This is a genomic window from Pantoea sp. B566 (assembly GCF_024793925.1).
Classification (GTDB): domain Bacteria; phylum Pseudomonadota; class Gammaproteobacteria; order Enterobacterales; family Enterobacteriaceae; genus Pantoea; species Pantoea ananatis.
The window spans coordinates 294,361-313,992 of sequence record NZ_JANUQL010000002.1; the positions used below are offsets into that span (position 1 = coordinate 294,361).

At 49.0% G+C, this 19,632-nt stretch carries 27 protein-coding genes; 24 read left to right on the forward strand and 3 right to left on the reverse strand.

Features of this window, described 5'->3' with window-relative positions:
• The first annotated feature begins 13 nt into the window (after positions 1-13).
• From NYE92_RS01420 to NYE92_RS01470, 11 genes are all read left to right on the forward strand, one after another.
• Positions 14-1,159 (forward strand): P22 phage major capsid protein family protein, encoded by a 1,146-nt coding sequence (locus tag NYE92_RS01420; RefSeq protein WP_029569579.1) that lies wholly within the window; start codon positions 14-16, stop codon positions 1,157-1,159.
• Between the two features lie 68 nt (positions 1,160-1,227).
• Positions 1,228-1,374 (forward strand): hypothetical protein, encoded by a 147-nt coding sequence (locus NYE92_RS01425; protein ID WP_259018419.1) that lies wholly within the window; start codon positions 1,228-1,230, stop codon positions 1,372-1,374.
• Positions 1,375-1,426: 52 nt separating this feature from the next.
• On the forward strand, positions 1,427-1,819 hold the full coding sequence (locus NYE92_RS01430; protein ID WP_029569578.1) for a hypothetical protein: 393 nt from the start codon (positions 1,427-1,429) through the stop codon (positions 1,817-1,819).
• A gap of 1 nt (position 1,820) precedes the next feature.
• Positions 1,821-2,462, forward strand: a complete 642-nt coding sequence (locus NYE92_RS01435; protein WP_029569577.1) for a hypothetical protein — start codon at positions 1,821-1,823, stop codon at positions 2,460-2,462.
• Between the two features lies 1 nt (position 2,463).
• Positions 2,464-3,267 (forward strand): hypothetical protein, encoded by an 804-nt coding sequence (locus NYE92_RS01440; RefSeq protein WP_029569576.1) that lies wholly within the window; start codon positions 2,464-2,466, stop codon positions 3,265-3,267.
• Between the two features lie 43 nt (positions 3,268-3,310).
• Positions 3,311-4,864 (forward strand): tail protein, encoded by a 1,554-nt coding sequence (locus NYE92_RS01445; protein WP_029569575.1) that lies wholly within the window; start codon positions 3,311-3,313, stop codon positions 4,862-4,864.
• Positions 4,865-4,897: 33 nt separating this feature from the next.
• Positions 4,898-5,329 (forward strand): hypothetical protein, encoded by a 432-nt coding sequence (locus tag NYE92_RS01450; protein WP_029569574.1) that lies wholly within the window; start codon positions 4,898-4,900, stop codon positions 5,327-5,329.
• Positions 5,330-5,339: 10 nt separating this feature from the next.
• Positions 5,340-5,711 (forward strand): hypothetical protein, encoded by a 372-nt coding sequence (locus NYE92_RS01455; protein WP_259018420.1) that lies wholly within the window; start codon positions 5,340-5,342, stop codon positions 5,709-5,711.
• Between the two features lie 181 nt (positions 5,712-5,892).
• Positions 5,893-6,330, forward strand: coding sequence for a hypothetical protein (locus NYE92_RS01460; protein WP_029569572.1), 438 nt, complete (start codon positions 5,893-5,895; stop codon positions 6,328-6,330).
• A gap of 248 nt (positions 6,331-6,578) precedes the next feature.
• Entirely contained in the window at positions 6,579-6,791 is a 213-nt protein-coding gene (locus NYE92_RS01465; RefSeq protein ID WP_029569571.1) for a hypothetical protein, read from the forward strand.
• Positions 6,788-7,165: a hypothetical protein gene (locus tag NYE92_RS01470; RefSeq protein ID WP_029569570.1), complete on the forward strand. Its 378-nt coding sequence runs from the start codon at positions 6,788-6,790 to the stop codon at positions 7,163-7,165. The genes NYE92_RS01465 and NYE92_RS01470 overlap by 4 nt, the downstream gene beginning before the upstream one ends.
• 51 nt (positions 7,166-7,216) lie before the next feature.
• Here the strand turns inward: NYE92_RS01470 and NYE92_RS01475 are convergent, their stop codons facing one another.
• From NYE92_RS01475 to NYE92_RS01485, 3 genes are all read right to left on the reverse strand, one after another.
• Positions 7,217-7,657 (reverse strand): hypothetical protein, encoded by a 441-nt coding sequence (locus tag NYE92_RS01475; protein ID WP_033774738.1) that lies wholly within the window; start codon positions 7,655-7,657, stop codon positions 7,217-7,219.
• Positions 7,658-7,705: 48 nt separating this feature from the next.
• Entirely contained in the window at positions 7,706-7,897 is a 192-nt protein-coding gene (locus NYE92_RS01480) for a hypothetical protein (protein WP_029569568.1), read from the reverse strand.
• Between the two features lie 73 nt (positions 7,898-7,970).
• Positions 7,971-8,234: a hypothetical protein gene (locus NYE92_RS01485; protein WP_029569567.1), complete on the reverse strand. Its 264-nt coding sequence runs from the start codon at positions 8,232-8,234 to the stop codon at positions 7,971-7,973.
• A 495-nt stretch (positions 8,235-8,729) separates the two neighbouring features.
• Here NYE92_RS01485 and NYE92_RS01490 point away from each other — a divergent pair, with 495 nt between their 5' ends.
• The 13 genes from NYE92_RS01490 to NYE92_RS01550 all read left to right on the forward strand — a co-directional run bounded on the left by NYE92_RS01490 (position 8,730) and on the right by NYE92_RS01550 (position 19,578).
• Positions 8,730-9,260 (forward strand): DUF2778 domain-containing protein, encoded by a 531-nt coding sequence (locus NYE92_RS01490; RefSeq protein WP_029569566.1) that lies wholly within the window; start codon positions 8,730-8,732, stop codon positions 9,258-9,260.
• Positions 9,241-9,525, forward strand: a complete 285-nt coding sequence (locus NYE92_RS01495; RefSeq protein ID WP_029569565.1) for a hypothetical protein — start codon at positions 9,241-9,243, stop codon at positions 9,523-9,525. The genes NYE92_RS01490 and NYE92_RS01495 overlap by 20 nt, the downstream gene beginning before the upstream one ends.
• Positions 9,526-9,672: 147 nt before the next feature.
• Complete coding sequence (locus NYE92_RS01500; RefSeq protein WP_029569564.1) at positions 9,673-11,955, forward strand: hypothetical protein; 2,283 nt, start codon at positions 9,673-9,675, stop codon at positions 11,953-11,955.
• Positions 11,956-12,104: 149 nt separating this feature from the next.
• Positions 12,105-12,770, forward strand: coding sequence for a thioredoxin domain-containing protein (locus NYE92_RS01505; RefSeq protein ID WP_029569563.1), 666 nt, complete (start codon positions 12,105-12,107; stop codon positions 12,768-12,770).
• A gap of 220 nt (positions 12,771-12,990) precedes the next feature.
• Positions 12,991-13,281, forward strand: coding sequence for a hypothetical protein (locus tag NYE92_RS01510; RefSeq protein WP_072006686.1), 291 nt, complete (start codon positions 12,991-12,993; stop codon positions 13,279-13,281).
• 185 nt (positions 13,282-13,466) lie between these two features.
• Positions 13,467-14,447 carry a hypothetical protein gene (locus NYE92_RS01515; protein ID WP_029569562.1) on the forward strand — a complete coding sequence of 327 codons (981 nt, stop codon included), beginning with the start codon at positions 13,467-13,469 and terminating at the stop codon, positions 14,445-14,447.
• 2 nt (positions 14,448-14,449) lie between these two features.
• On the forward strand, positions 14,450-15,565 hold the full coding sequence (locus NYE92_RS01520; protein ID WP_029569561.1) for a phage late control D family protein: 1,116 nt from the start codon (positions 14,450-14,452) through the stop codon (positions 15,563-15,565).
• Positions 15,562-16,158: a baseplate assembly protein gene (locus tag NYE92_RS01525; RefSeq protein WP_029569560.1), complete on the forward strand. Its 597-nt coding sequence runs from the start codon at positions 15,562-15,564 to the stop codon at positions 16,156-16,158. Before NYE92_RS01520 ends, NYE92_RS01525 begins: the two co-directional genes overlap by 4 nt.
• Positions 16,159-16,170: 12 nt before the next feature.
• The gene (locus tag NYE92_RS01530; RefSeq protein ID WP_029569559.1) at positions 16,171-16,536 is read left to right on the forward strand and encodes a hypothetical protein; all 366 of its coding nucleotides are present in this window, start codon (positions 16,171-16,173) and stop codon (positions 16,534-16,536) included.
• 4 nt (positions 16,537-16,540) lie between these two features.
• Positions 16,541-17,668 (forward strand): baseplate J/gp47 family protein, encoded by a 1,128-nt coding sequence (locus NYE92_RS01535; protein ID WP_029569558.1) that lies wholly within the window; start codon positions 16,541-16,543, stop codon positions 17,666-17,668.
• Positions 17,669-18,331 (forward strand): hypothetical protein, encoded by a 663-nt coding sequence (locus NYE92_RS01540; RefSeq protein ID WP_029569557.1) that lies wholly within the window; start codon positions 17,669-17,671, stop codon positions 18,329-18,331.
• A gap of 203 nt (positions 18,332-18,534) precedes the next feature.
• Positions 18,535-18,756 carry a hypothetical protein gene (locus NYE92_RS01545; RefSeq protein WP_029569556.1) on the forward strand — a complete coding sequence of 74 codons (222 nt, stop codon included), beginning with the start codon at positions 18,535-18,537 and terminating at the stop codon, positions 18,754-18,756.
• Positions 18,757-18,768: 12 nt separating this feature from the next.
• On the forward strand, positions 18,769-19,578 hold the full coding sequence (locus NYE92_RS01550; protein ID WP_029569555.1) for a hypothetical protein: 810 nt from the start codon (positions 18,769-18,771) through the stop codon (positions 19,576-19,578).
• Positions 19,579-19,632: the final 54 nt, after the last annotated feature.

Consider the following 19,632-nt stretch of genomic DNA (forward strand, 5'->3'; position numbering starts at 1 on the left):
AGGATAACCCTGCATGTCTAATACCCTGACTCAACTCATTCCTGACCTGTACCAGTCGCTGGATATCGTATCTCGTGAACTCTGCGGGTTCATTCCCTCTATCACGCTTGACGCCACGGCGGAACGTGCTGCGCTGAACCAGCCTATCCGCATTCCGGTCACGCCGGAATCGGATGCTAAAGACGTCAAGCCCGGGCAGCTTCCGCCGGATGATGGCGACCAGGATATTGGTAACGTGCCCCTGGTCATCACCAAATCCCGCATGGTGCCGTTCCGCTGGGAAGGCGAACAACAGAAGGGCATTAAATCCGGTCCGGGTTATCACGGTATTCGTCGCGACCAGGTGACTCAGGCAATGCGCACGCTGGTCAATGAAATCGAAGAGGATTTGGGCATGCTGTTCCGTCGCGCATCACGCGCAGCGGGAGAGGCGGGTAAAACGCCATTTAAAGACACGCTTTCCGACACGGCGCAGGTGCGTAAAATTCTCACCGACAATGGTGCACCGCTGAGCGATCTGCAGTGCGTCATTGATACCACAGCAGGAGCGGCACTGCGAACCATGGCCCAGTTGACCAAAGCCAATGAGGCAGGTACTACTGCGCTGCGTTCTCAGGGCACACTTCTGGAACTGCATGGCTTTACACTGCGTGAATCTGCGGGGGTTGCGGAAAGCACAGGCCCTAAATCAGAAAAATTGTCTGTTGGAGACGACCTTGAGGCGGGAACGTTTATCATCACTGTTGCAGGAACGGGGGGTGAAGGTAAACCAAAAATTCCGGAATCCATTAAACCGGGAAGCATTGTGCAGTTGGGCAAGTATCAATATGTTGTAGAGAAACTTGGCGACGGAGCCTTTTACATTCAATCGCCCGGCTTGATGGATGATGTTAAGGCAGGAGCAAAATTCGACGTTATGAATGAATTTACCGCCAACTTCGCCTTCAGCCGTTCCGCCATTATCCTGGCCACCCGCGCGCCCGCGCTGCCGGAGGAAGGCGATATGGCTGATGACCGTATCATGATCACCGACCCGCGCACCAATATGTCGTTCGAAGTCTCCATGTACAAACAGTACCGCCGTGTACGCTACGAAATCGCCGCAGCATGGGGCTGTCAGAACATCAAGCCGGAGCACAGCTGTTTGTTGTTAGGATAGATAGCCGGTTGAAAAGGTGATGAATAAAAAATAAGGGCTTCGGCTCTTTTTTATTTTCGGAGACAAAAATGGCAGGACTTACCCGGAAACTGCACGCTGAGCCTGAAGCGCAGACTCAGGCTGATGATGGCTGCATTCAGTTCTTCAAGATGGTTTGTGATGAAGCCACGCACACGGCACCGCACTCTGCTCAGGTCACTCCTGATGAAGTGTAGAATTACTACTCCGGTGGCTGGGTATTGGGTAAGAGCTAACAGGTGATGAACGATGCTTACTGATCAGCAGTTGGTCGATGCTCGTCGCTATATGGGCTATCCCATGACAGGTGACACATTGCCTGATGATCGCAGTGATGCGGCTTATGCCCAGGTCACGTCAGGCCTGTTTCAGACGCTGGCTCATCGCCTGAATACGTTACGGGATGAAGAGGAAGCGATAGTGTCCAGTTTTCTCATCACGCTTTCAGGCCTTGAAAGCGGCATTGCAAGCGCAGCAGATAACCTCGATACCGATAAAGCAGCCGTCTGGCAGCGCAATCGCTCAGAAGTGTCAGACCGCACGCGCCTCTATAATCAGTGGAGGCGTCAGCTGTGCGGTTTACTCGGTATTGCGCCGGGTCCGTCACTGGGCAATGGCATTGTCCACATATCCAGGAACTGATATGGATGCAATACAACTTGCCTCTAAGGTGAATCAGGGGAATGGTAAAGCAGCAAAACGCCTTGGCAGCAAGACAATTCATTACCGTGCCACAACAGCCTTTAGTCCACTTAAAGCAGAACCTCTCAAGCATCTGCACGCTTCATTCACTAAAGATTACGGTTATATGCGCTCTGCGCGATTTGGGGAGGCGGCGCGAATCGGGATTTTTGATGCAGCCGGTGTTGAAGTAGGTGATGTTCTGGTCTCATCAGAGGGGACGTATTACGTTGCCGCAATGCCATTGCTGCAACCTGTTCTCTGCGTCAAAGCCGAACGCCTGATTAGTCTCAGGCGAACCGGCGATAATGTCCACAGAACGGGTATTCAGGATTACAGCGGTATCACTGCCGCCAATGAAAAACTTATCATGTCGGACTGGCCTGCGAGTATTCTGATGACCCGAATGGGTGCACACTCGCCGCTGAAAATCCCCGGTGAAACCAGCAGCGCGTGGCATACGATTCTGATGCCGGCTTTCAGAGACATTGCCGTACATAGCGGCGATTCTATAACAGATGATACCGGTCAGCGTTACGTCCTTACCGGGACAGAGCTGACTGACAAAGGCTGGCGTCTGACTGCTATGAAGATGACGGTGTAACGTGGCAAGCGTAGGTGATGTCTGCCTCTTTATTGCGAAGCAGGTGGAAGATACGATTTATCCGGGGGGTAATCGCTTGCCCGGCATCATTAATGCAGCAGTAAAAATCTATCCAGGCTGGCCAGTGCCGGGCAGCTTAGAGTCAGGCATTGATGCCGGTGGTGTGCACATTTCTGTCTGGCCGTTGCCTGCAGAACGCAAACTCAGCTGTGCACTGGGCAGGCCCTGGCGCATTCTGCCTGAATGCGAACCGTCCTTGCAGATTACAGTGAATGGCAATGTTATAAGCTTTTCAGGTGTCTCATCGGCATTGACAAACGTGGGGTTAAGACTTGACGGGAAAGACTACAGCTTCCAGTTCAGGCCACAAACTACAGCTGAAGAGGCCGTTAAAATCCTCTCGGGAGCTTTTCCTCACATATTCACTGTGGGCAGAAGTCTGTACGTCTTAAACGCTGAAAACATTTCAGTCACGGTCACTACGGCGGGTTTAGCCGTCAGAGAGCTGCACAGGCAAGTTAAAGATTTTCAGGTTACGGTCTGGGCGCCTTCGCCCGTCCTCAGAGAACGAATCGGCAGTGCCATCGATGGTACGCTGTCAGAGCAGTGTCATATCGACCTCAATGATGGGGTGCCCGCTCAATTGCTCTACCTTCGACAGTTTGATTCTGATAAGGCAGAAAGCTGGCATGTTTACCGGCGAGACCTGTTTTTTAGCGTGAATTTTGCCACTACTCAGACCATGACTGCACCCGAGATTATCCACGCTGTTGTCAGCGTTAATGGCCAGCCTGTTAAGCCCTAAAGCACGAACCATCCGAATCACGCAAAACACGGAGTACTTCTTCATGCCGATTTATTCAACCGGCAACCTCAACACATCTGCACTTACCGCACCTGACCTTTATGTTCAGGTGGTTCCGCCTAAAACACGCTTCATTAATGGCATCGCCACCGACGGTCTGGGGTTAGTGGGTGTTGCAAGCTGGGGGCCAGTTAACAGCGTCTTTAAGATAGGATCAGATAATGACATGGCGTTTCTCCTTGGCCCACCTAAAGACCGGCAATATGACCTGGCCACCGCAACTACGATTTCACTTCAACTGGGTGCCTCTAATCTCAACTGTGTGCGTGTGACCAATGGCCAGGATAAATCGGCCAATGGCAAACTCTCTGATAACACCCTTAAGAAAGCGCTCTTGTTGACGGCTGTTTACAGTGGTACACGCGGAAATAATATCCGCGCAGGAATAAGCCCCGGTACCGCGGTAAACACTAAAAAGCTTACAGTCAGTCTGCCGGGTGTGAGCGCTGAGGTGTTCGATAACCTCAAAGGTGAAGGCGATGGACTCTGGAAGGCTATGACCGATGCGGTTAATCAGGGACAATTAAACATCCGGGGCCCAAGCCAACTGGTGCGCGCAAAAGTAATTGAGTCTGATGCAACGGCTCAGACACACGTAACAGAAGTCACTCTCAGCGGCGGCGCGGATGGCGCGACCGGCATTACAGATTCCATTTTACTTGGTAATGATGGCACAGATATGCCCCGCAAGGGGATGTATGTCCTGAGAGGCACCAACTCGCAGGTCATTAATCTGGTGGATGTTACCGCAAAAGAATGCTGGCCAGCCATGGCGAAATTTGCTCGTTCAGAAGGGGCGTATGCCGTCGCCCAGGGAGCGGCTTCAACCGACTGCAAGGTCATGTCCGATGCACTCAACAGTTCAGGCGTGGATGACTGGCACTTCAAACTGATGGTAGGTGACTGGCCATTCTGGAAAGACACTGCTAACGGCACTAACCGCATGATCGCACCTGCAACGTTCGAGGCAGCGAATATTGCAGCCCGATCACCTCATATCTCTACCCTTAACAAACGTATACCAGGCATCATTGCGACTGAGCGTCAGCTCGCTGGCCGCCCTTATTCAGTCGCCGAAATTGGCAACATTAACTCAGCACGACTTGATGTCATTACCAATCCCTGTCCGGGCGGAAATTATTTCGGTATGCGATCGGGGCGAAATACCTCTTCCTGTCCGACCCAGAACGACGACACCTATACCCGAATGACCAACTTCCTGTCACTCACGATTGCGGCGAGCTTTGGCAGCGTGGTCGGTGACAATCAGACGGCTGATCTGCGCCGCGAAACCAAGAGCACTCTTGAATCATTCCTGTCCAATCTTGAGAACCTGAAGATGATTGGCGACCCAAATGGCGGGCCCGCGTTTACTGTGCGCCTTGATGCGGTAAATAACCCTGACTCCCGCGTTGCCCAGGGCTACATGACCGCAGATGTGCAGGTGAAATATCTTAACGTGGTGCGCTACTTCCTGGTGAATCTGGAAGGCGGTGGCAGCGTATCCATCTCCGTCGCAAACGACTTAACTCACTAACGCGTAAAACGTCAATCAATCCGGAGATAAATCATGCCAACCCTTGGCTATACCGTAGGCCGCGACATTGCTGTCGACATCAATACGCCGACGGGCAGGCTGCGCATTCCCAAAATCATCAGTTTTGATTCAAAGCCACAGGTCTCGACGCAGAAAATAACGCCGCTAAACGGCATCACCGACGAACTGCAAATCCCGACCGGCTGGCATGGCACCATCACCGCCGAGCGAATGGATGCCACGCTGGACGACTTCTGGGCAAAGTGGGAAGACAACTACTACAACGGCATCGACCAGCCCCGTGGCACCATCACCGAAACCATCACAGAAGCCAGCGGAACATTAAGTGTGTATCGCTATGAAGGCGTGTCGTTTCACCTCACCGATGCCGGTAACAAGCAGGGTGAGAAAACGGTCAACCAGACGCTGTCCTGGACAGCAAGTCGCCGTAAAAAAGTTAACTGAGGACTGAAATGTGGTTCACGTAAAAGTTCATGAAACACCTACGGCATCAATTACTGAGGAAGAGGTCAAACCAAACCAGCTCAAAGATGCCACTGGTCGAATTATCACCTTAAGGGAGTTGGACCCCGTTCAGGAATCCCGTCTTACTGTCGCCGTTGGCCCGGAAATGGCCATCAACGTCATGTACATGAACATGTATGTCTTCCCGGTCGCGGCGGTTGCTGACATTGATGGTGAAGAGTACCCAGTCCCGCAGACTCCCAAACAGATTGAGAGCATGTTGGCCATTCTTGGTAAAGGCGGCCTCAAGGCGGTGACTGCCGCGCTGCGCGAAAAGTCGAAAGCGGATGACGAGGCTACGGAAACTGCCGCAAAAAACTAGCGCAGAACCCCGAGTTTATTAACCAGTGCTGGTTGATGAAATCCGGGGTTCCGTTCAGCGTCATATTTCCCAGTCTAACCGTGTTGATGCCCCATGAACGTATCGCCATGGGTGTCGTAATGCGTGAGTTTGAAGGTAGCATCTATAACTGGAATACGGGTAGATGGGAGGAGAGTAAGTAATGGACCTCGAGCAGTTTGCCAGGCAACTGTCCTCAGCCTCGGCACAAATTGCCACTGATCTTGAATTCACTTTTCACGCCATCGTGAAAGAGATTGAGGAAACTGCGAAAGAAGAGATTGGCGTTTACCAGCCTGCTTACGGGCCGTTCGAAGCTTGGTCCCCGCTTGCTGAATCAACCAAAGCCGATCGCGTTCGCCTGGGTTATACCGAAGACAACCCATTGCTGCGTTCAGGAAAGCTCAGAGACTCAATCGAGAGTGAAATTGTGGGGCTGGCGGCCATTGTCGGAACCAAAAGTGAAATCGGGTTGTGGCAGGAAGTGGGTACTGACCGTATTCCGCCGAGGCCTTTCATTGGAACTGCATACGTCAGGAAGATTGACCCGTTGACGGATTTGATTGGATTGGCGATAACACGTGGATTGAAGGTTTTCTGAATGTATGTGAGGTTAAGGTTAAGCTAGAAATTGCCGATATAGATGCAAAAGGGAGTTGCTCAGGAAGTATGTTTTATGCTTTTCTTGAGCAACACATAAAACGCCATTAGTTGATGAAATCGTGTTTTCGGCAACAATCATCCAACAGATGGGTGGATTTTGCTCTAAAATGAGAGAAAATCGGCGTCCGTTTAATCTACCATTTAAGCTATCGCAGGCTCCAATAGTCTCGGCTAAGGAGAACAATCATGACAAAATTTAACATGCAGGTTAAGCAGAACTATGCTTCTTTCTTTTTTAAAGAAAGTGATAAGTGTGTGATTGTTGACAGCTTTGATAACCAAGAATTCGATGTGCGCGTCGGTACTATTGCTCAGAGTAAGCACATTGGGACAGTGAGCGCATACTCTGACGAAGAGCTAAATGAGAAGTTAGAGCGAGTAACGGCAGACTATCTATGACGATAACGCGTCAAGGTTTGGATGATCTTGAGGCGATAATTAATGATTGCCTTGAGACTGAGTGCATAGAGATGACATTTTCGGGACATTTCTCTTTCGATAGAGTAAACGACCCGAGGAATAACCCTGCCATAACTCTTAAAGAACTTGAAGATATCTTCAATAAATTCAAAGCGGCTCATGCCAAAATCGTGTCTGGCTACTCTGCAAGTGATACCTTCGTACTGAAGTGCAAGAAATCAAAAATCAATTTACCATGTGGCGTTGAGTTGACTAGAAAGCATGGTAAACCTTGGATGAAGATCACAGTGATGACGGTTATGAGGAAAGCCCCATTTTTTACGAATGACAAATACGAATTGTTTGTGAATTAAATGAGATCAATCATTCATTGATTGCAAGTAACCCACAATCAATCGGTTTTATTATTTAATTAGCTCACAATTTTCTGATGCATATGCTTTAGCTGCCTCTTCGCCCCATCGCTGCTTTAACTCTGCAAAAGATAGTTTGGTAATTTCCTGTTTAGGTATTTTATCTTTAATCTTTTTTGTGCTCTCTTCAAAAATACCAGCTAGTATAAAGCCTTCATAAAAATCGTTGTTCAATTCAGCACCAGATTTAGCAAAAAAACCACTGTCTATTGCCTTCCTAATTGAAGATGTCTGCATGGCTTCAGCTAAAGATGACTTGAATAAATGAAGAAGCTCTCGAGTTCGGGTTGGTTTAGCCTGAAGTTCATCTACATTAAACATAGACAAGTAGCCAAGGCATCTACCTGAAGCACCAACTTTGTCAGTGCTTGTTTCAGTACCATTTACAGTTAAAGAAGTAAGCATCATTGAAAAAAAAGCTAATACTAACATTGATTTTTTCATTATCGTAAATCTCAACAAGATTATTCTGTGCTTTTATTATCCGCGCGGAAGACTTGGCCACTTTTTATAAGCGAAGATAAAAAGCATGAAAAAGTGAAGGCCTGGACAGGAAAGTAGGATAGCCATCTTCCATCCGAAACCAGCTTTCTGAGCCATGCGAAAGCAGGGGATAAACATTAAAAACCAGATGATCAGCGACAGGGCTGCGAGAGGGTTTGGTTGTTCCATTGATCGTTCTCCTTGATTTGCACGTCTTTGGTATCGGCAGCAGGCCTGATAATGTTCAGATGATGAACACTGCTCATTGGTTGCGTAGCAAATTAATCTGAGCAAGCAGGCGCTGTAATGTGTGAATGTTTTTGTGAAGCATGTATTGCATTTCAACATTCCAGTCAGGGCATGTAGCAAGATCGGCATTGCACAGTTTTATGACAAAGTGAATTGCAGCGATTTCGTCCCGGCGACAGTTTCCAGCGATTGAACGGAGTTGAGCATCACTAAGTGGCTCATGTGGCGTTTCAGCCAAGGCTTTTTCAAAGTGCCGGTAAATGGTTTCTACTGACATGCTCGTCTTTCACAAGATTGGCTCAGGCGTACTATTGTATTTCGGCACCCTGACTGAAAACTTAAGCTGTTCTTTGGTATTTTCACTCTTTTAGTCATCTTAAAAAGCCCAAGAGAGTGGACTTTGAGTAAAGATGCCATACGATCACTCAGTATCGCTTCTCATAATGGTTGCCAGTACGGGAATTTTTGTATTTCCCATACTTGTGAGATGAGCCGTGTCCTCCAGCGTAGTGCCAGCCACGTGCATAGCTTATAGATGGAGCCAGAAGAGCCAGAGTGATTAGTGCTATGATTGTTTTTTCATTTGTAAGTTCTTAACCTTGCCATATGGGAACGCCCCATTAGCAATATACACTCAAGTATAGAAATAAGAATCCTGATGAAAGAACAGGGTTTTCGTGTGAACAAAACACGAATGCTGTTCAAATCAACAGTTAAAAAACTTAGCATTCCGCGTTAACATTTCAGTATCTGGACGAATGGATTTCGCCTTATGCTCAAGATGCGAATGGTTTACGACGATGAGTCGCGTAAGAGCGGCAAAGGGGAGTTGATTGTCTATGGAATCGGAAGGTTTCCTGTGCTCAGCGGCCGCAAACAGCACATTAACGATCCTAACTGTGAATATCTTGCCGACGAGGGTTCAATTCCCGTAGGCCGCTACTGGATTGTTGATGCACCGCAGGGTGGCGTTTACACCCAAGCCAGGCGGGCTTTCCTCGATTTTCTGCATAACACTAATCACTCAGAGTGGTTCGGTCTCTATAACACCCAAACTATGAATGATTACACCTATGTCAATGGTGTAAAACGTACTGGTTTTCGGCTGCACCCTTTGCGCCCGGACGGTACAGGTGAATCATGGGGCTGCATAACGCTGTTCAGGGTGAGTGATTTTGAGCAGATAAGACAAGCCCTGTTGCGAACAAGTAAAATGACAGTGCCTGGCTCACGTAGTGGGTTAATGGCTTATGGCTACGTAGATGTGATGGGCAAAGCTGATTATGCAAAATGCGTTGATTAAAAAGATCGCCGTAAGTGTTGTTTCGCTGGTTTCAGCTGTGCTTCTCATAAAGTACATCACACCACTCAACAATCTTATTTTCACCTTTGGTTCATGGCTTTTCTTCAAGCTCGGCCCGGGAGGACTGGGCTGGGTTGGAAGTGATTACCAGTGGGGAGAAGATCCCGTTACTTTTTTCGTGGCTCTGTTAGCGGTGTTGTTTCTAGGATGGTTGATATCGAGAATTATAAGACGCATTTTTTCGGTCACTAAAAAATTCTCTTAAGCTAAATTTCACAACCCCTTGATTTACAAACTTGGCTCAGGTGAGTTCTGGTATGGGTTTACTGGTTAAATGAAATCCAATAAACAGGTCAATTTGATAAGACCCAGCTGACACTGGGTTTTTTTATGCTTATAAAACGAGGTCCTCATGGATGTTCAGGCTTACCGTGTAGTAGTGCGTCTGGCGCTGGATGACCAGATTACGCGCCAAATGCTGAAGGTCAGCCGTGATACAATCGAGCTCAACAAGAAGTTCGTAACTATCACTAAAAACATCAAAGCGCTGAGCAGCGCAGCCCGAGAGGCGTCGTCAGCGCTGCGGGGACTCAACCGCTCTCTGAATAATCAATTCTGTGCTGCCGCCCGAGGTGCAAGAGAATATGCCGGTGCTATCCGTTCAGTGACCGAACAGGCACAGCGCATGAACCGCGTTACAAGTAATCTGCCTTTGGTTGCTGGAAGCTACAGTGCAGCGATGACGCTACCGCTTCTGGCCGCTGGCGCAGCAACTGCAGGAGCAGGTGGGCGCGGTGGTGGATACGGCAATAATGGTGGCGCACTTGGTCTTCCTCCCCCTCCGGGTTCGGGCGCGGGATGGCATGGCTGGAAAAATGGTGTACCACCTGGGGGCTGGGGCGGCGGGAGTGGCGGTGGCAATAGACGTGTGGCTGGCGGGAGCTCCTTTTCAGACGGCATGACTAATCTGGCTACCGGATATCTGAGTCTGAAACTGCTAAGAGGCTTTGTGGATGAAGCTGCCCGGTACCAGACTATGAATGAAAAGTTCAGGCAGTTCGGTATGGGTCCGGCTGCTACGCGTGAAGCTCAGCATTTCGCGGAAACATCGCGAATCCGAGGAGCATCAACAACCGACATGCTGAAATATCTCATGGAGGCTCAGGGGGTATTCAGCGAGTCCGGTGCTAAAACGCTCGATGAGCAGCTGCGCGCCGCAAAAATAGCGGCACCGGTGTTAGCGCGTATCAATTTCGCGTCCAGAGGGCTGGATGAACATCAGCGCGAAGCCACGACCGCTAAGCAAATGGACATGTTACGCTTCACGGAAACCGCTGGCGGACTTAAAAGTCCAGAGCGTTTTGATGAGCTAATGGATTCGGCTTTCCGTGCCATTCAGTCTTCTGGTGGAAATGTTGACTTCACCCAGTACCGTCAATTCATGGCAAAAGCGGGCACCTCAGCGTTTAACCTCACCAACAAAGCCTTGTTTGCTGAGCTTGAGCCGATTATCGGCGAGCTTAAGGGCAGTTCAGCGGGTGATGCGCTGATGACGGCTTATAACCGGTTAAACGGTATTGTGAAGCTACCTAATCAGGTCACGCACGACATGATTACTCTGGGCATATGGGATGCCAGCAAAATTGAACTCAACAGCCTGGGCGGAGTGAAGCGCTTTCGCGGCAATCCGCTTATCAACCCAAAGCTATTCAGCCAGTCACCGGTTGAATACTATGAAAACGTCATCCTGCCCATTTACCGCAATCATCAGTTCACGCAAGAACAGACGCAACGCATGAATGCCATGATATTCGGGCGGACTGGCGGCAAGATGTTCAGCCTCATCGATAAACAGCTTGAGACCATTCATCACCGTGTTGATGCGTACGCAATGGCGCGCGGACTTAACGAGGCCTATGGCGCGGTCAGCGGGACCTACAACGGTAAGCTCATCGACTTTCATAAAAAATGGCAAAATCTGCAACTGGTCATGGGTAAAGACGGGGGGCTGCTGGACACGTTCACGCACTGGCTTGAAAGCCTTACCCATTCTGTTCAAATGATGACGGCAATTGCGCGCCACCATCCAGACATGGCCAAGTTTGCCGGGCATGCTGCACTGGCCATTGCGGGTCTGGCGACCCTCAGCGGTGGGTTCTGGGCACTTAAACATGCGGCAGGGGCGTTAATCACACCCTTTAAGCTTGTGAATACCGGCATTGACCTGTTAATTGGCCGGAGTGCCACAACGGGCCTGACTGGCCTTGCGGCTGCTCTCTCAGGCCTTCCGGGCATCCTCTCAGCCGTCACGCTCGCAGCGCTGTATCCAGCAAGAACGGTGACTCAGAGCCGGGAAATGGCCGAACGTGAAAGACTTGCCAGGCAGAATGCGAGAGAGCATGGTGTCACATACAGACCATGGATACCAACGCAGGCTGATTTCGATAATCAAAGATTGCGCGCGCAGACTTATCGTAAAACCGGTATCTATCCCAACATACCGCCTGTGGAAGTTCCGAGAACATCGCAGCCAGTCAACCTCCTTATGACACATGAAGGCCGGCAGATACTGGTCGCGACGGTCATCAATGGATTAAGTCAGCAGGCATCCAGAGCGCCTTCATCCACCAGCACCTTCGACCCATCAATGCTGATGGTCTATCCCGGGCAGCCAGGTGAACTCTCAATACCGTAACGTCATACGGCGCGACCAAAACTGAGGGTGCTCACAACCTGTTCCCGCTTTCTTAGGATTCTGAATCTTGATATCGCCATGCTGTTCACTACAGGGGTGATTGTGAAATCACTTGAGCTGGTATTTAACAGCAGTTATCGGATGGGATTATGCTTAAGAGTCGTCTTGTCGTTGCTCTTGTTTTAATGGGCTCTGGCGCTATGTCCGTTTCGGCTGGCTTGCCAAATCGCCCGGCAGAGGAGGAGGGTGCAAAATCGAAGCTCCATGCTCCATTACTGGACGGGGGTGATCAGACCGAAGCTTTGATTCGCGCTAAACTGCTGAATGACCCGATGTCTCCAGTTGTAGGGGCAAAGTACCCTACGTTGAAGATTGTCACCTTCACGAACTATGACTGTATGGATTGCAAAAAGCTCGAGAAAAACCTGGAAAGGCTTCTGAAAAATCATATCGACATTGCTATCACATACAAGCTGCTATCCTATGGTTCTGACATGACCACCGCGGCTACTCGGACTGCCCTTTCTGTCTGGATTGAGCAACCCGAGAAATTCTATGCCTTTCACCATGCATTGATGTTCTACAGAGGAATGCCAGACGATTCATGCATCCGTTCTGCAGTCAGCGATGCGGGAGTTAAACTGAAAACATACAGGCAGGATACTCAGCACATTATTGACGTGAACAAGGCTTTGTTCAGACGATTGCATTTAACAGATATGCCAACGACGATAATTGGTGACAACGTTCTTACTGGGGTGGTGCCATATCAAATCCTTGAGAAGGCCCTGGATGAGGCATTAAGAAATTCATAAGCAAGGGTGATGGAAGTCTCTATGTATCGTCATTACAAAAAATCCAGCGCATCAACAATTTTGACAAGCCTGATTAAGGGGTAAAGGCTCTTATACCGCTTATAAAAAGCACATGTTGACCTGTCCAAAATAAACACAGTTAATGGTCCCTTTTCATTCAATAGATTTTCAGTGTCTTGAATTAATTTATTCCTCTTATCAATAAAAGGGGAATATGGATATGCGTACTGTTGTTGTTTCACTTGTTATGGCCATGAGTTTGCTTTGGGTTGGCGCTTCTGAGGCTAAATCAGCTCGACAAACTGACGACCAAATTCGTCAATTAATTATTGAAGATTCTATTGCTTCATACCCAGGCGTTTGTGCCTGCCCTTTCAATACCGCCCGGAATGGCAGTAGTTGTGGAAGAAGAAGCGCGTGGAGTAAGCAGGGTGGTTACTCCCCAATTTGCTACAAGAAAGAAGTTTCAAAAGAGATGGTAGATGAGTGGCGTAAAAATAAAGCTGCTTAACCAAACCCGCGAAAGCAGGTTTTTTTATGCCACAGTGATGCATCTTCGCATCCCGGTCATTAGCTAAACGTCTGGCAAGAAAACCCCGAATTATGGGAATACCGCCATAAAGCAAAGAGTCGGGACTGGCCTTTTCTGCCTTATTTGCAGTTTCCAAACATAGGTGTAAGACACACTTGCCATTTATGAATTACCTGACGCAGTTCTCCCAAGGCTTTGATCCGACTGTCACCAGACTGACACTGGGCGAGTTCGAATTCATGGAATTTGAAGTTCCGGAGCGTATTGCTTTTCGCGGCTGTCAGAAGACAGTGCAGCATCAACTTATAGGCGGACGGCGGATCATTGATGTGTTGGGTACGGAATACGAACCCATAACCTGGTCTGGCGTCATTACCGGCCCAGAGGCAAGTGCAAGGGTGAGTGTGCTTGAGCGCATGCGGGACATGGGTAACCCGCAGATGCTGACACTGGATGACTATCGATTTACGGTTGTCATCACTGCCTTCAATTCTGTTTATGAGTTTGTCTGGCGCAGACCGTATACGATTGAAGTTGCTGTGCTCAGGAACGAGGGGGCACCGGATAAAACAGATGCGCTGACTGGCGCATTGCAAGGGCTTATTGACAGTGACATTGGTCGTGCGCTGGGTTTGGCAAATATTATTAACGTAGATGCGGTAAAAGAAGGGGTAAAAACTCTTCACCAGGCTGTAAAACAGGTCACAGATTTCGCACATGCCACGGTTGTTCAGGTACAGTCGGTTATCCGACCACTTATTGCTGCACGCAACATTCTTGAGCATGAACTGGCCCTATTGGAAGCCGCTGCCGGAGAAATTACCTCCCTGGGTGGGTTGGTGCCAGGCCATCCCATATCTAAGACCATCAGCAACCTCCTTTTACAGTCAGAACATGTTACGCGGATCCCTGATTTATATCGTCTGCAAGAGGTACTGGGACGACTCAATAAAAACGTGAGCGCAGGGCAGATGTCTGGAGGTATCAGGGCAGTAACGCTCTCGGGCGGTAACCTCTATCAGGTGGCTTCAGAGCAGTATGGCGACGCTTCACAGTGGATCAGCATCGCCGAAGTCAATCATCTGACCGATCCCCAATTGAGCGGTATTCATACCCTTAATATACCCACCAACCCGAAGACTTAGTTGTGCATATAAACAATCCCATCGTTAAATCTTTCGCCCGCCAAATCAGCGGGCGTTGTCTTTTAAACGGCCAGAACGCACCCTTTGTTTCGTTTAGCGTGGAAGCCAATGGCTTTCGCGGGGCAGGAACCTTCGACCTTACCCTTGCCATCTCAGCACTGCCGCCAGTCATGCGATTACTGAACTGGTGGGCTTTACAAAAGACTATACGGGTAGAGCTTTTCATCTCGGTTATCACTAATTCCGGTATCGATGAGAAAAAGCACATGACGGGAAACATAGATACCTGGCATTACGATCCAGCACGCTTTGAAATTGTGGCTGAGGGCCGGGATTTCATTGCGAAGCTGATTGATGCAAAGACGTCTGGTGAATGCTTCAAGAATCTCACCAGTTCTCAGATAGTCACCACGCTGGCACAGCGTCACGGCCTGACGCCGGTGATCACCGCCACAAACAGACGGGTGGGTGAATATTACCAAATAGATACGGCACACCTGACAGGCGAGCAGACCGAATGGGACATCATTACAACACTGGCAAGTATCGAGAATTACTCGATTTATGTAAACGGCGATTGCCTGCACTTTGAACCTAAACGTGCTCATATTGACAAAGGCAGCTATGTCATACGCTGGCAGCCGCCGGGTATGCAGGCATATCCACAGTGCAATATCTCTGATGATCTCTCTTTTTCACGTGCGCTAACCATTTCGAAAGGGGTGACAGTTGAAGTAATGAGCTGGAACGTGAAGCTCAAAAATAAGAAGTTTAGGGTCTGCTACCCAAAAGCAACCAAAGGCATTTCACCCGGTAAAGCCACTGCAGAAACGCAAGTCTACCGCCTCATACGGAACGGATTAACGCCTGAAGCCGCTCAGGCGTTGGCTCAATCTGTTTATCATCAAATCGTCCAGCATGAGATGAAATTCACAGGTTCCACAGCAGGCGATAATCTTCTCATGCCGGATACACCTATTCGAATTGAAGGGACACAAAGCCCTTTCGATCAGGTTTATCTCTGCGACAAGGTAAGACGCACATTGAGCTGGGATGCGGGTTACAGGATGAATATTTCTGGCAAAAACCAAAGCCCTGCACTGGAAGTCGAGACATGAAAGTTCTGCTGAATGCCATGGCGGCTACAGCCCGGCAGAGTGGTAAAAATGCTACACGGCAGGGCATCATCACCGCCTATGATCCGAACTGTTACGCTGTTAAAGTCCAGCTTCAGCCGACCGGAGAAGAAACAGGCTGGATCCCACTTAGTTCTCTTTGGGTTGGTAACGGATGGGGACTGGCCGCCGGGCCAATGATGGGTGCAGTGGTAGAGGTAGAATTTGATTCTGGCCTGATGGGTGTGGGAATGGCTACATGCCAATTTTACAACGATGCAGACCGCTGTCCGGGCCCGCCTTCTGGGGAATTCTGGCTGGTGCACCAGAGCGGCTCAATGCTGAAGTTTCTCAACAGCGGTGAAGTCCTGCTGAGTGCCAAAGACAAACTCACCTATGACGCTCCGGCACATCACTTCACTGGTGGCGACGTAACAATGGACGGAAATCTGACCGTCGCTAAGGATATTCGCGATAACAATGACCGCTACGGCAACGTTCATCGTATCCGGACCGTCTATGAGGGGCACACCCATCTGGAGAAAGGGAAAGGATTTAATACCCAGCCACCTAATCAGCAATTCACATCGACCTAATGGTAGTAACACATGCACGACATCTTTCACGTCATTGGGGGAGACCTAGAGGTTTCATCTACAGGGTCACTACTGACATCATCGGGCAGTGAACGCGCTAAGCAGAGGATCCTGCGCCGGCTTCTGACCAATCCTGGCGACTATGTTTTCCATCCCACTTATGGTGCTGGGTTGGGTAAAAAGGTTGGGGAAGCGGTGAAACTAGGGGAATGGAAGGCATTAATTACTGGACAGATGTTGCTAGAAGAGGCCGTAGCCAGCAAACCGCCACCAGAGGTAAAACTCACACGCTTTGAGGAAGGCGTAAGCGTTTCCTTAACCTACACAGATGCTTTGAGCGGTTCTCAGGAAACACTGAGTTTTGACATCACAAGGTGAGATTATGCCATTACTGAACATCAAATCGTTTTCGGAGCTTGTTCGGGAACAGGTCACCGCTATCCAGGCGAGATCGTTAAACCTGGTGGACTTCTCCATCGGCAGTATTCTCAGGTCTCTTGCTGAATCGAATGCCGGTGTCACCATGTGGATACAACAGTTGATTGTGAAACTTCTGGTAACGACCCGCGCGGCAACATGTTCGGGTGAAGAATTGGACAGTTGGATGGCGGATTTCAGCTTTCCCCGCCTTTCTTCCGTGCAGGCCACAGGAATGGTGACGTTTAGCCGCTTTACGGTAACCAGTCAGGCGCTGATTCCCTTAGGCGCGAAGGTAAGTACAACAGACGGAACCCAGCACTATTCTGTAATCGCTGACACGTCGAGTGATGCCTGGGATACGGAGCAGTCAGGTTATGTCATCGCTGCGGGCATCCGCTCTCTGGTTGTACCTGTGCAAGCGGACATAGCGGGTGCTGAGGGTAATGCGCAGCCGGGAACTGTCACGGTCATTTCCGGGACAATCCTCTACGTGGACACAGTAACCAACACTACTGCATTTACTAACGGCAAAAATGCAGAGGGGGATGACAGCTACCGGGCGAGGTTTGTGCTGTGGATCGACTCACTGTCGAAAGCAACTAAAACGGCTATCGGCTTCGCTATCAGTAATCTCCAGAATGGAGTCAGTTATACCCTCACGGAAAATGCCGCGTGGGATGGTTCGTATCAGCCTGGTTATTTTTATGCCGTTGTGGACGATGGCAGTGGCACACCGGATGCCACCTTTGTTCAGCGTGCAGCTATGGCCATTGAAACAGTCCGGGGATTTACCGTCACGTTTGGTGTATTTCCGCCAGATGTAATCAAAGCCGATGTCATTCTGGTGATCACTACCGATGACACAGCTAATCATGGCGACATTGTCACGCAGGTCAGAACAGCAATTGTTAAGTTCATCGGCAAGCTGGCGCTGGGAAAACTGCTGGCATACACCCAACTGGTAAAGGTGGCCTACAGTGCCAGTCCGCTGGTGACAAATGTTTCTTCACTGACGCTGAATGGCGGCATCGCCGATATGGCAGCTTCGCACAGGCAGGTTATTCGTCCCGGAACGGTTAAGGTGATCTGAATGGCCAAAGGCGATCAACACGACTTTTACAAACGGCTTAAGGCCCTCCTTCCTGCTGGCTGGTTTGCAGACGAAAGTCCGGTTATGCACGGCACGCTGACAGCGTGCGCGAAATCGCTTTCCTGGTGCTACGCACTTTATCTTTACGCCCGGGCGCAGACACGTCTGGCATCGGCCAGTAATGGCTGGCTCGACCTCGCCGCGTGTGACTTTTTCGGCAGCAGCCTTATCAGGCGCGAAGGGATGACCGACGAGCAGTTCCGTAATCAGATCAGAACAAATCTGCTGCGGGAGCGCGGCACGCGCCAGGCGATTATCCAGGTACTTGAGACATTAATCGGAAGTCGCCCAGATGTGTTTGAGCCCTTACGCCCTGAAGATACGGGCGCATATGGCGGACCGGCAATCGGGTATGGTGCAGCTGGTGGCTATGGATCCCGTTTTTTGCCTTATCAGGCATTTGTCGTGGTCAGACGCCCCAAAGGTGAAGGCATCCCGTGGGTGGCTGGCTACCACATCTCATCATCTGGATACAGCAAGGCCTCGCGTGGCCAGTATATCTCAAGGTACATGTTCACTGGCGGCGTTACAGATGCAAATATTTATGCAGCTATCGCTGCCGTCAAAATGGAAGGGACGCTCGTCTGGGTAAAGTTGATGTAATCCATGCTGCTAATGATATGAACAGATCAACTCGCATTTGTCTGAATAAGGCTCTGTCAATAATTGTTGATAAAACAACCTTGCCCATTTATTCCTAATAGTATTATATTCACTGTATAGATACCCATAACAATGTTGATTTCGATCAGATGTCGTTAGTGGATGCCTAACCTCTGCATACAGAGCTCTGGGAAGGAGGTAATATGTTGAATCTGAAAAAGTTTATTAAAGCAGCATCTGAGCCCGATCGAATCATGGATTTGTTTGTAAAAAATCGTTGGGACACGAGAGAAAACCCTGCTGGTGGAGAAACCAGCGAGAGATACTACTTTGACCGTAGTGGCGCCTTACGTATCAACCTAAATAATAAGGATGTACAAAGCGCGATTGCACACAACGTGCGGGTGCTTGCTGAGAAAAAATAGTAAAGGTGACTCATGAGCGCGGCACTCATCGTTATTGTTTTGGTGTGTGGCTATCTTTATATCAATAGTCACATACCATCAAAACATAAATTCAAAAAATCTACGGGTTGGCAATCATATTTTCAGGTCGCTCTTAAAGGTTCTTATTACGTTTTCATCTCTTTCATCATTCTTTTCGTTACATGGGTTCTTCTCCTTGCGACGATGTGGCTTTTGAATACGCCGCTGTTATTCACGGACAAATACAAAGCTTTCACTTATGCCTACGACATTTTGAATGTTAAGTTTGTTGGCCTGAGTCTGCCATTCGTTTTATTAGTTGCCACCACAGCCTTACTGAGCTTTGCGGAATCCAAAAACGAAGAAAAAAAGCTGAGGAATAATGATGAAAGATTAAGGTTATACAAGGAGATAGCCAACGCAAACCCTATAGAGGCTATTCTGCTTGAATCAATGACAAGTAATCAAAATCTGATGGTTTCAATATCAATGAAGTCTCGCAAAGTCTACATTGGCATTGTGCACGAAGCCAGGCTAGAGGACCATGACACTGATACTATAGTGATCATCCCATTTTTAAGCGGTTATCGTGATAAAGACACGCTCAGCTTTGTTGAAGAAGTTAACTACGCAGAACACTATAGCGATTGCGGTATTACTTACGACTCTTCTCCACTGAGTTTGTCACAATATCGACACGTCATACCACGAGACCAAATTGAATCGGTATCATTGTTTAATTCAGATATGTATACGCGATTTAAGCGCAAGAAAAAGTATTATCGAGCATCATTTATACGTCACAAGCTTAAAGACCTCTGAGCTAATGACTGTTTAAATTACTAAACCTTAACTAATCACTAAACCCGCTACGGC

Bases quoted from the DNA above. Each gene is read 5' to 3' on its own strand.
- NYE92_RS01425 (WP_259018419.1), top strand. From the start codon at position 1,228: ATGGCAGGACTTACCCGGAAACTGCACGCTGAGCCTGAAGCGCAGACT.
- NYE92_RS01485 (WP_029569567.1), bottom strand. From the start codon at position 8,234: ATGTCAGTAGAAACCATTTACCGGCACTTTGAAAAAGCCTTGGCTGAA.
- NYE92_RS01545 (WP_029569556.1), top strand. From the start codon at position 18,535: ATGTTGAATCTGAAAAAGTTTATTAAAGCAGCATCTGAGCCCGATCGA.
- NYE92_RS01510 (WP_072006686.1), top strand. From the start codon at position 12,991: ATGCGTACTGTTGTTGTTTCACTTGTTATGGCCATGAGTTTGCTTTGG.
- NYE92_RS01550 (WP_029569555.1), top strand. From the start codon at position 18,769: ATGAGCGCGGCACTCATCGTTATTGTTTTGGTGTGTGGCTATCTTTAT.
- NYE92_RS01495 (WP_029569565.1), top strand. From the start codon at position 9,241: ATGCAAAATGCGTTGATTAAAAAGATCGCCGTAAGTGTTGTTTCGCTG.
- NYE92_RS01460 (WP_029569572.1), top strand. From the start codon at position 5,893: ATGGACCTCGAGCAGTTTGCCAGGCAACTGTCCTCAGCCTCGGCACAA.
- NYE92_RS01445 (WP_029569575.1), top strand. From the start codon at position 3,311: ATGCCGATTTATTCAACCGGCAACCTCAACACATCTGCACTTACCGCA.
- NYE92_RS01450 (WP_029569574.1), top strand. From the start codon at position 4,898: ATGCCAACCCTTGGCTATACCGTAGGCCGCGACATTGCTGTCGACATC.
- NYE92_RS01465 (WP_029569571.1), top strand. From the start codon at position 6,579: ATGACAAAATTTAACATGCAGGTTAAGCAGAACTATGCTTCTTTCTTT.
- NYE92_RS01430 (WP_029569578.1), top strand. From the start codon at position 1,427: ATGCTTACTGATCAGCAGTTGGTCGATGCTCGTCGCTATATGGGCTAT.
- NYE92_RS01420 (WP_029569579.1), top strand. From the start codon at position 14: ATGTCTAATACCCTGACTCAACTCATTCCTGACCTGTACCAGTCGCTG.
- NYE92_RS01470 (WP_029569570.1), top strand. From the start codon at position 6,788: ATGACGATAACGCGTCAAGGTTTGGATGATCTTGAGGCGATAATTAAT.
- NYE92_RS01500 (WP_029569564.1), top strand. From the start codon at position 9,673: ATGGATGTTCAGGCTTACCGTGTAGTAGTGCGTCTGGCGCTGGATGAC.
- NYE92_RS01535 (WP_029569558.1), top strand. From the start codon at position 16,541: ATGCCATTACTGAACATCAAATCGTTTTCGGAGCTTGTTCGGGAACAG.
- NYE92_RS01435 (WP_029569577.1), top strand. From the start codon at position 1,821: ATGGATGCAATACAACTTGCCTCTAAGGTGAATCAGGGGAATGGTAAA.
- NYE92_RS01480 (WP_029569568.1), bottom strand. From the start codon at position 7,897: ATGGAACAACCAAACCCTCTCGCAGCCCTGTCGCTGATCATCTGGTTT.
- NYE92_RS01490 (WP_029569566.1), top strand. From the start codon at position 8,730: ATGCTCAAGATGCGAATGGTTTACGACGATGAGTCGCGTAAGAGCGGC.
- NYE92_RS01505 (WP_029569563.1), top strand. From the start codon at position 12,105: ATGCTTAAGAGTCGTCTTGTCGTTGCTCTTGTTTTAATGGGCTCTGGC.
- NYE92_RS01515 (WP_029569562.1), top strand. From the start codon at position 13,467: ATGAATTACCTGACGCAGTTCTCCCAAGGCTTTGATCCGACTGTCACC.
- NYE92_RS01530 (WP_029569559.1), top strand. From the start codon at position 16,171: ATGCACGACATCTTTCACGTCATTGGGGGAGACCTAGAGGTTTCATCT.
- NYE92_RS01540 (WP_029569557.1), top strand. From the start codon at position 17,669: ATGGCCAAAGGCGATCAACACGACTTTTACAAACGGCTTAAGGCCCTC.
- NYE92_RS01525 (WP_029569560.1), top strand. From the start codon at position 15,562: ATGAAAGTTCTGCTGAATGCCATGGCGGCTACAGCCCGGCAGAGTGGT.
- NYE92_RS01475 (WP_033774738.1), bottom strand. From the start codon at position 7,657: ATGTTAGTATTAGCTTTTTTTTCAATGATGCTTACTTCTTTAACTGTA.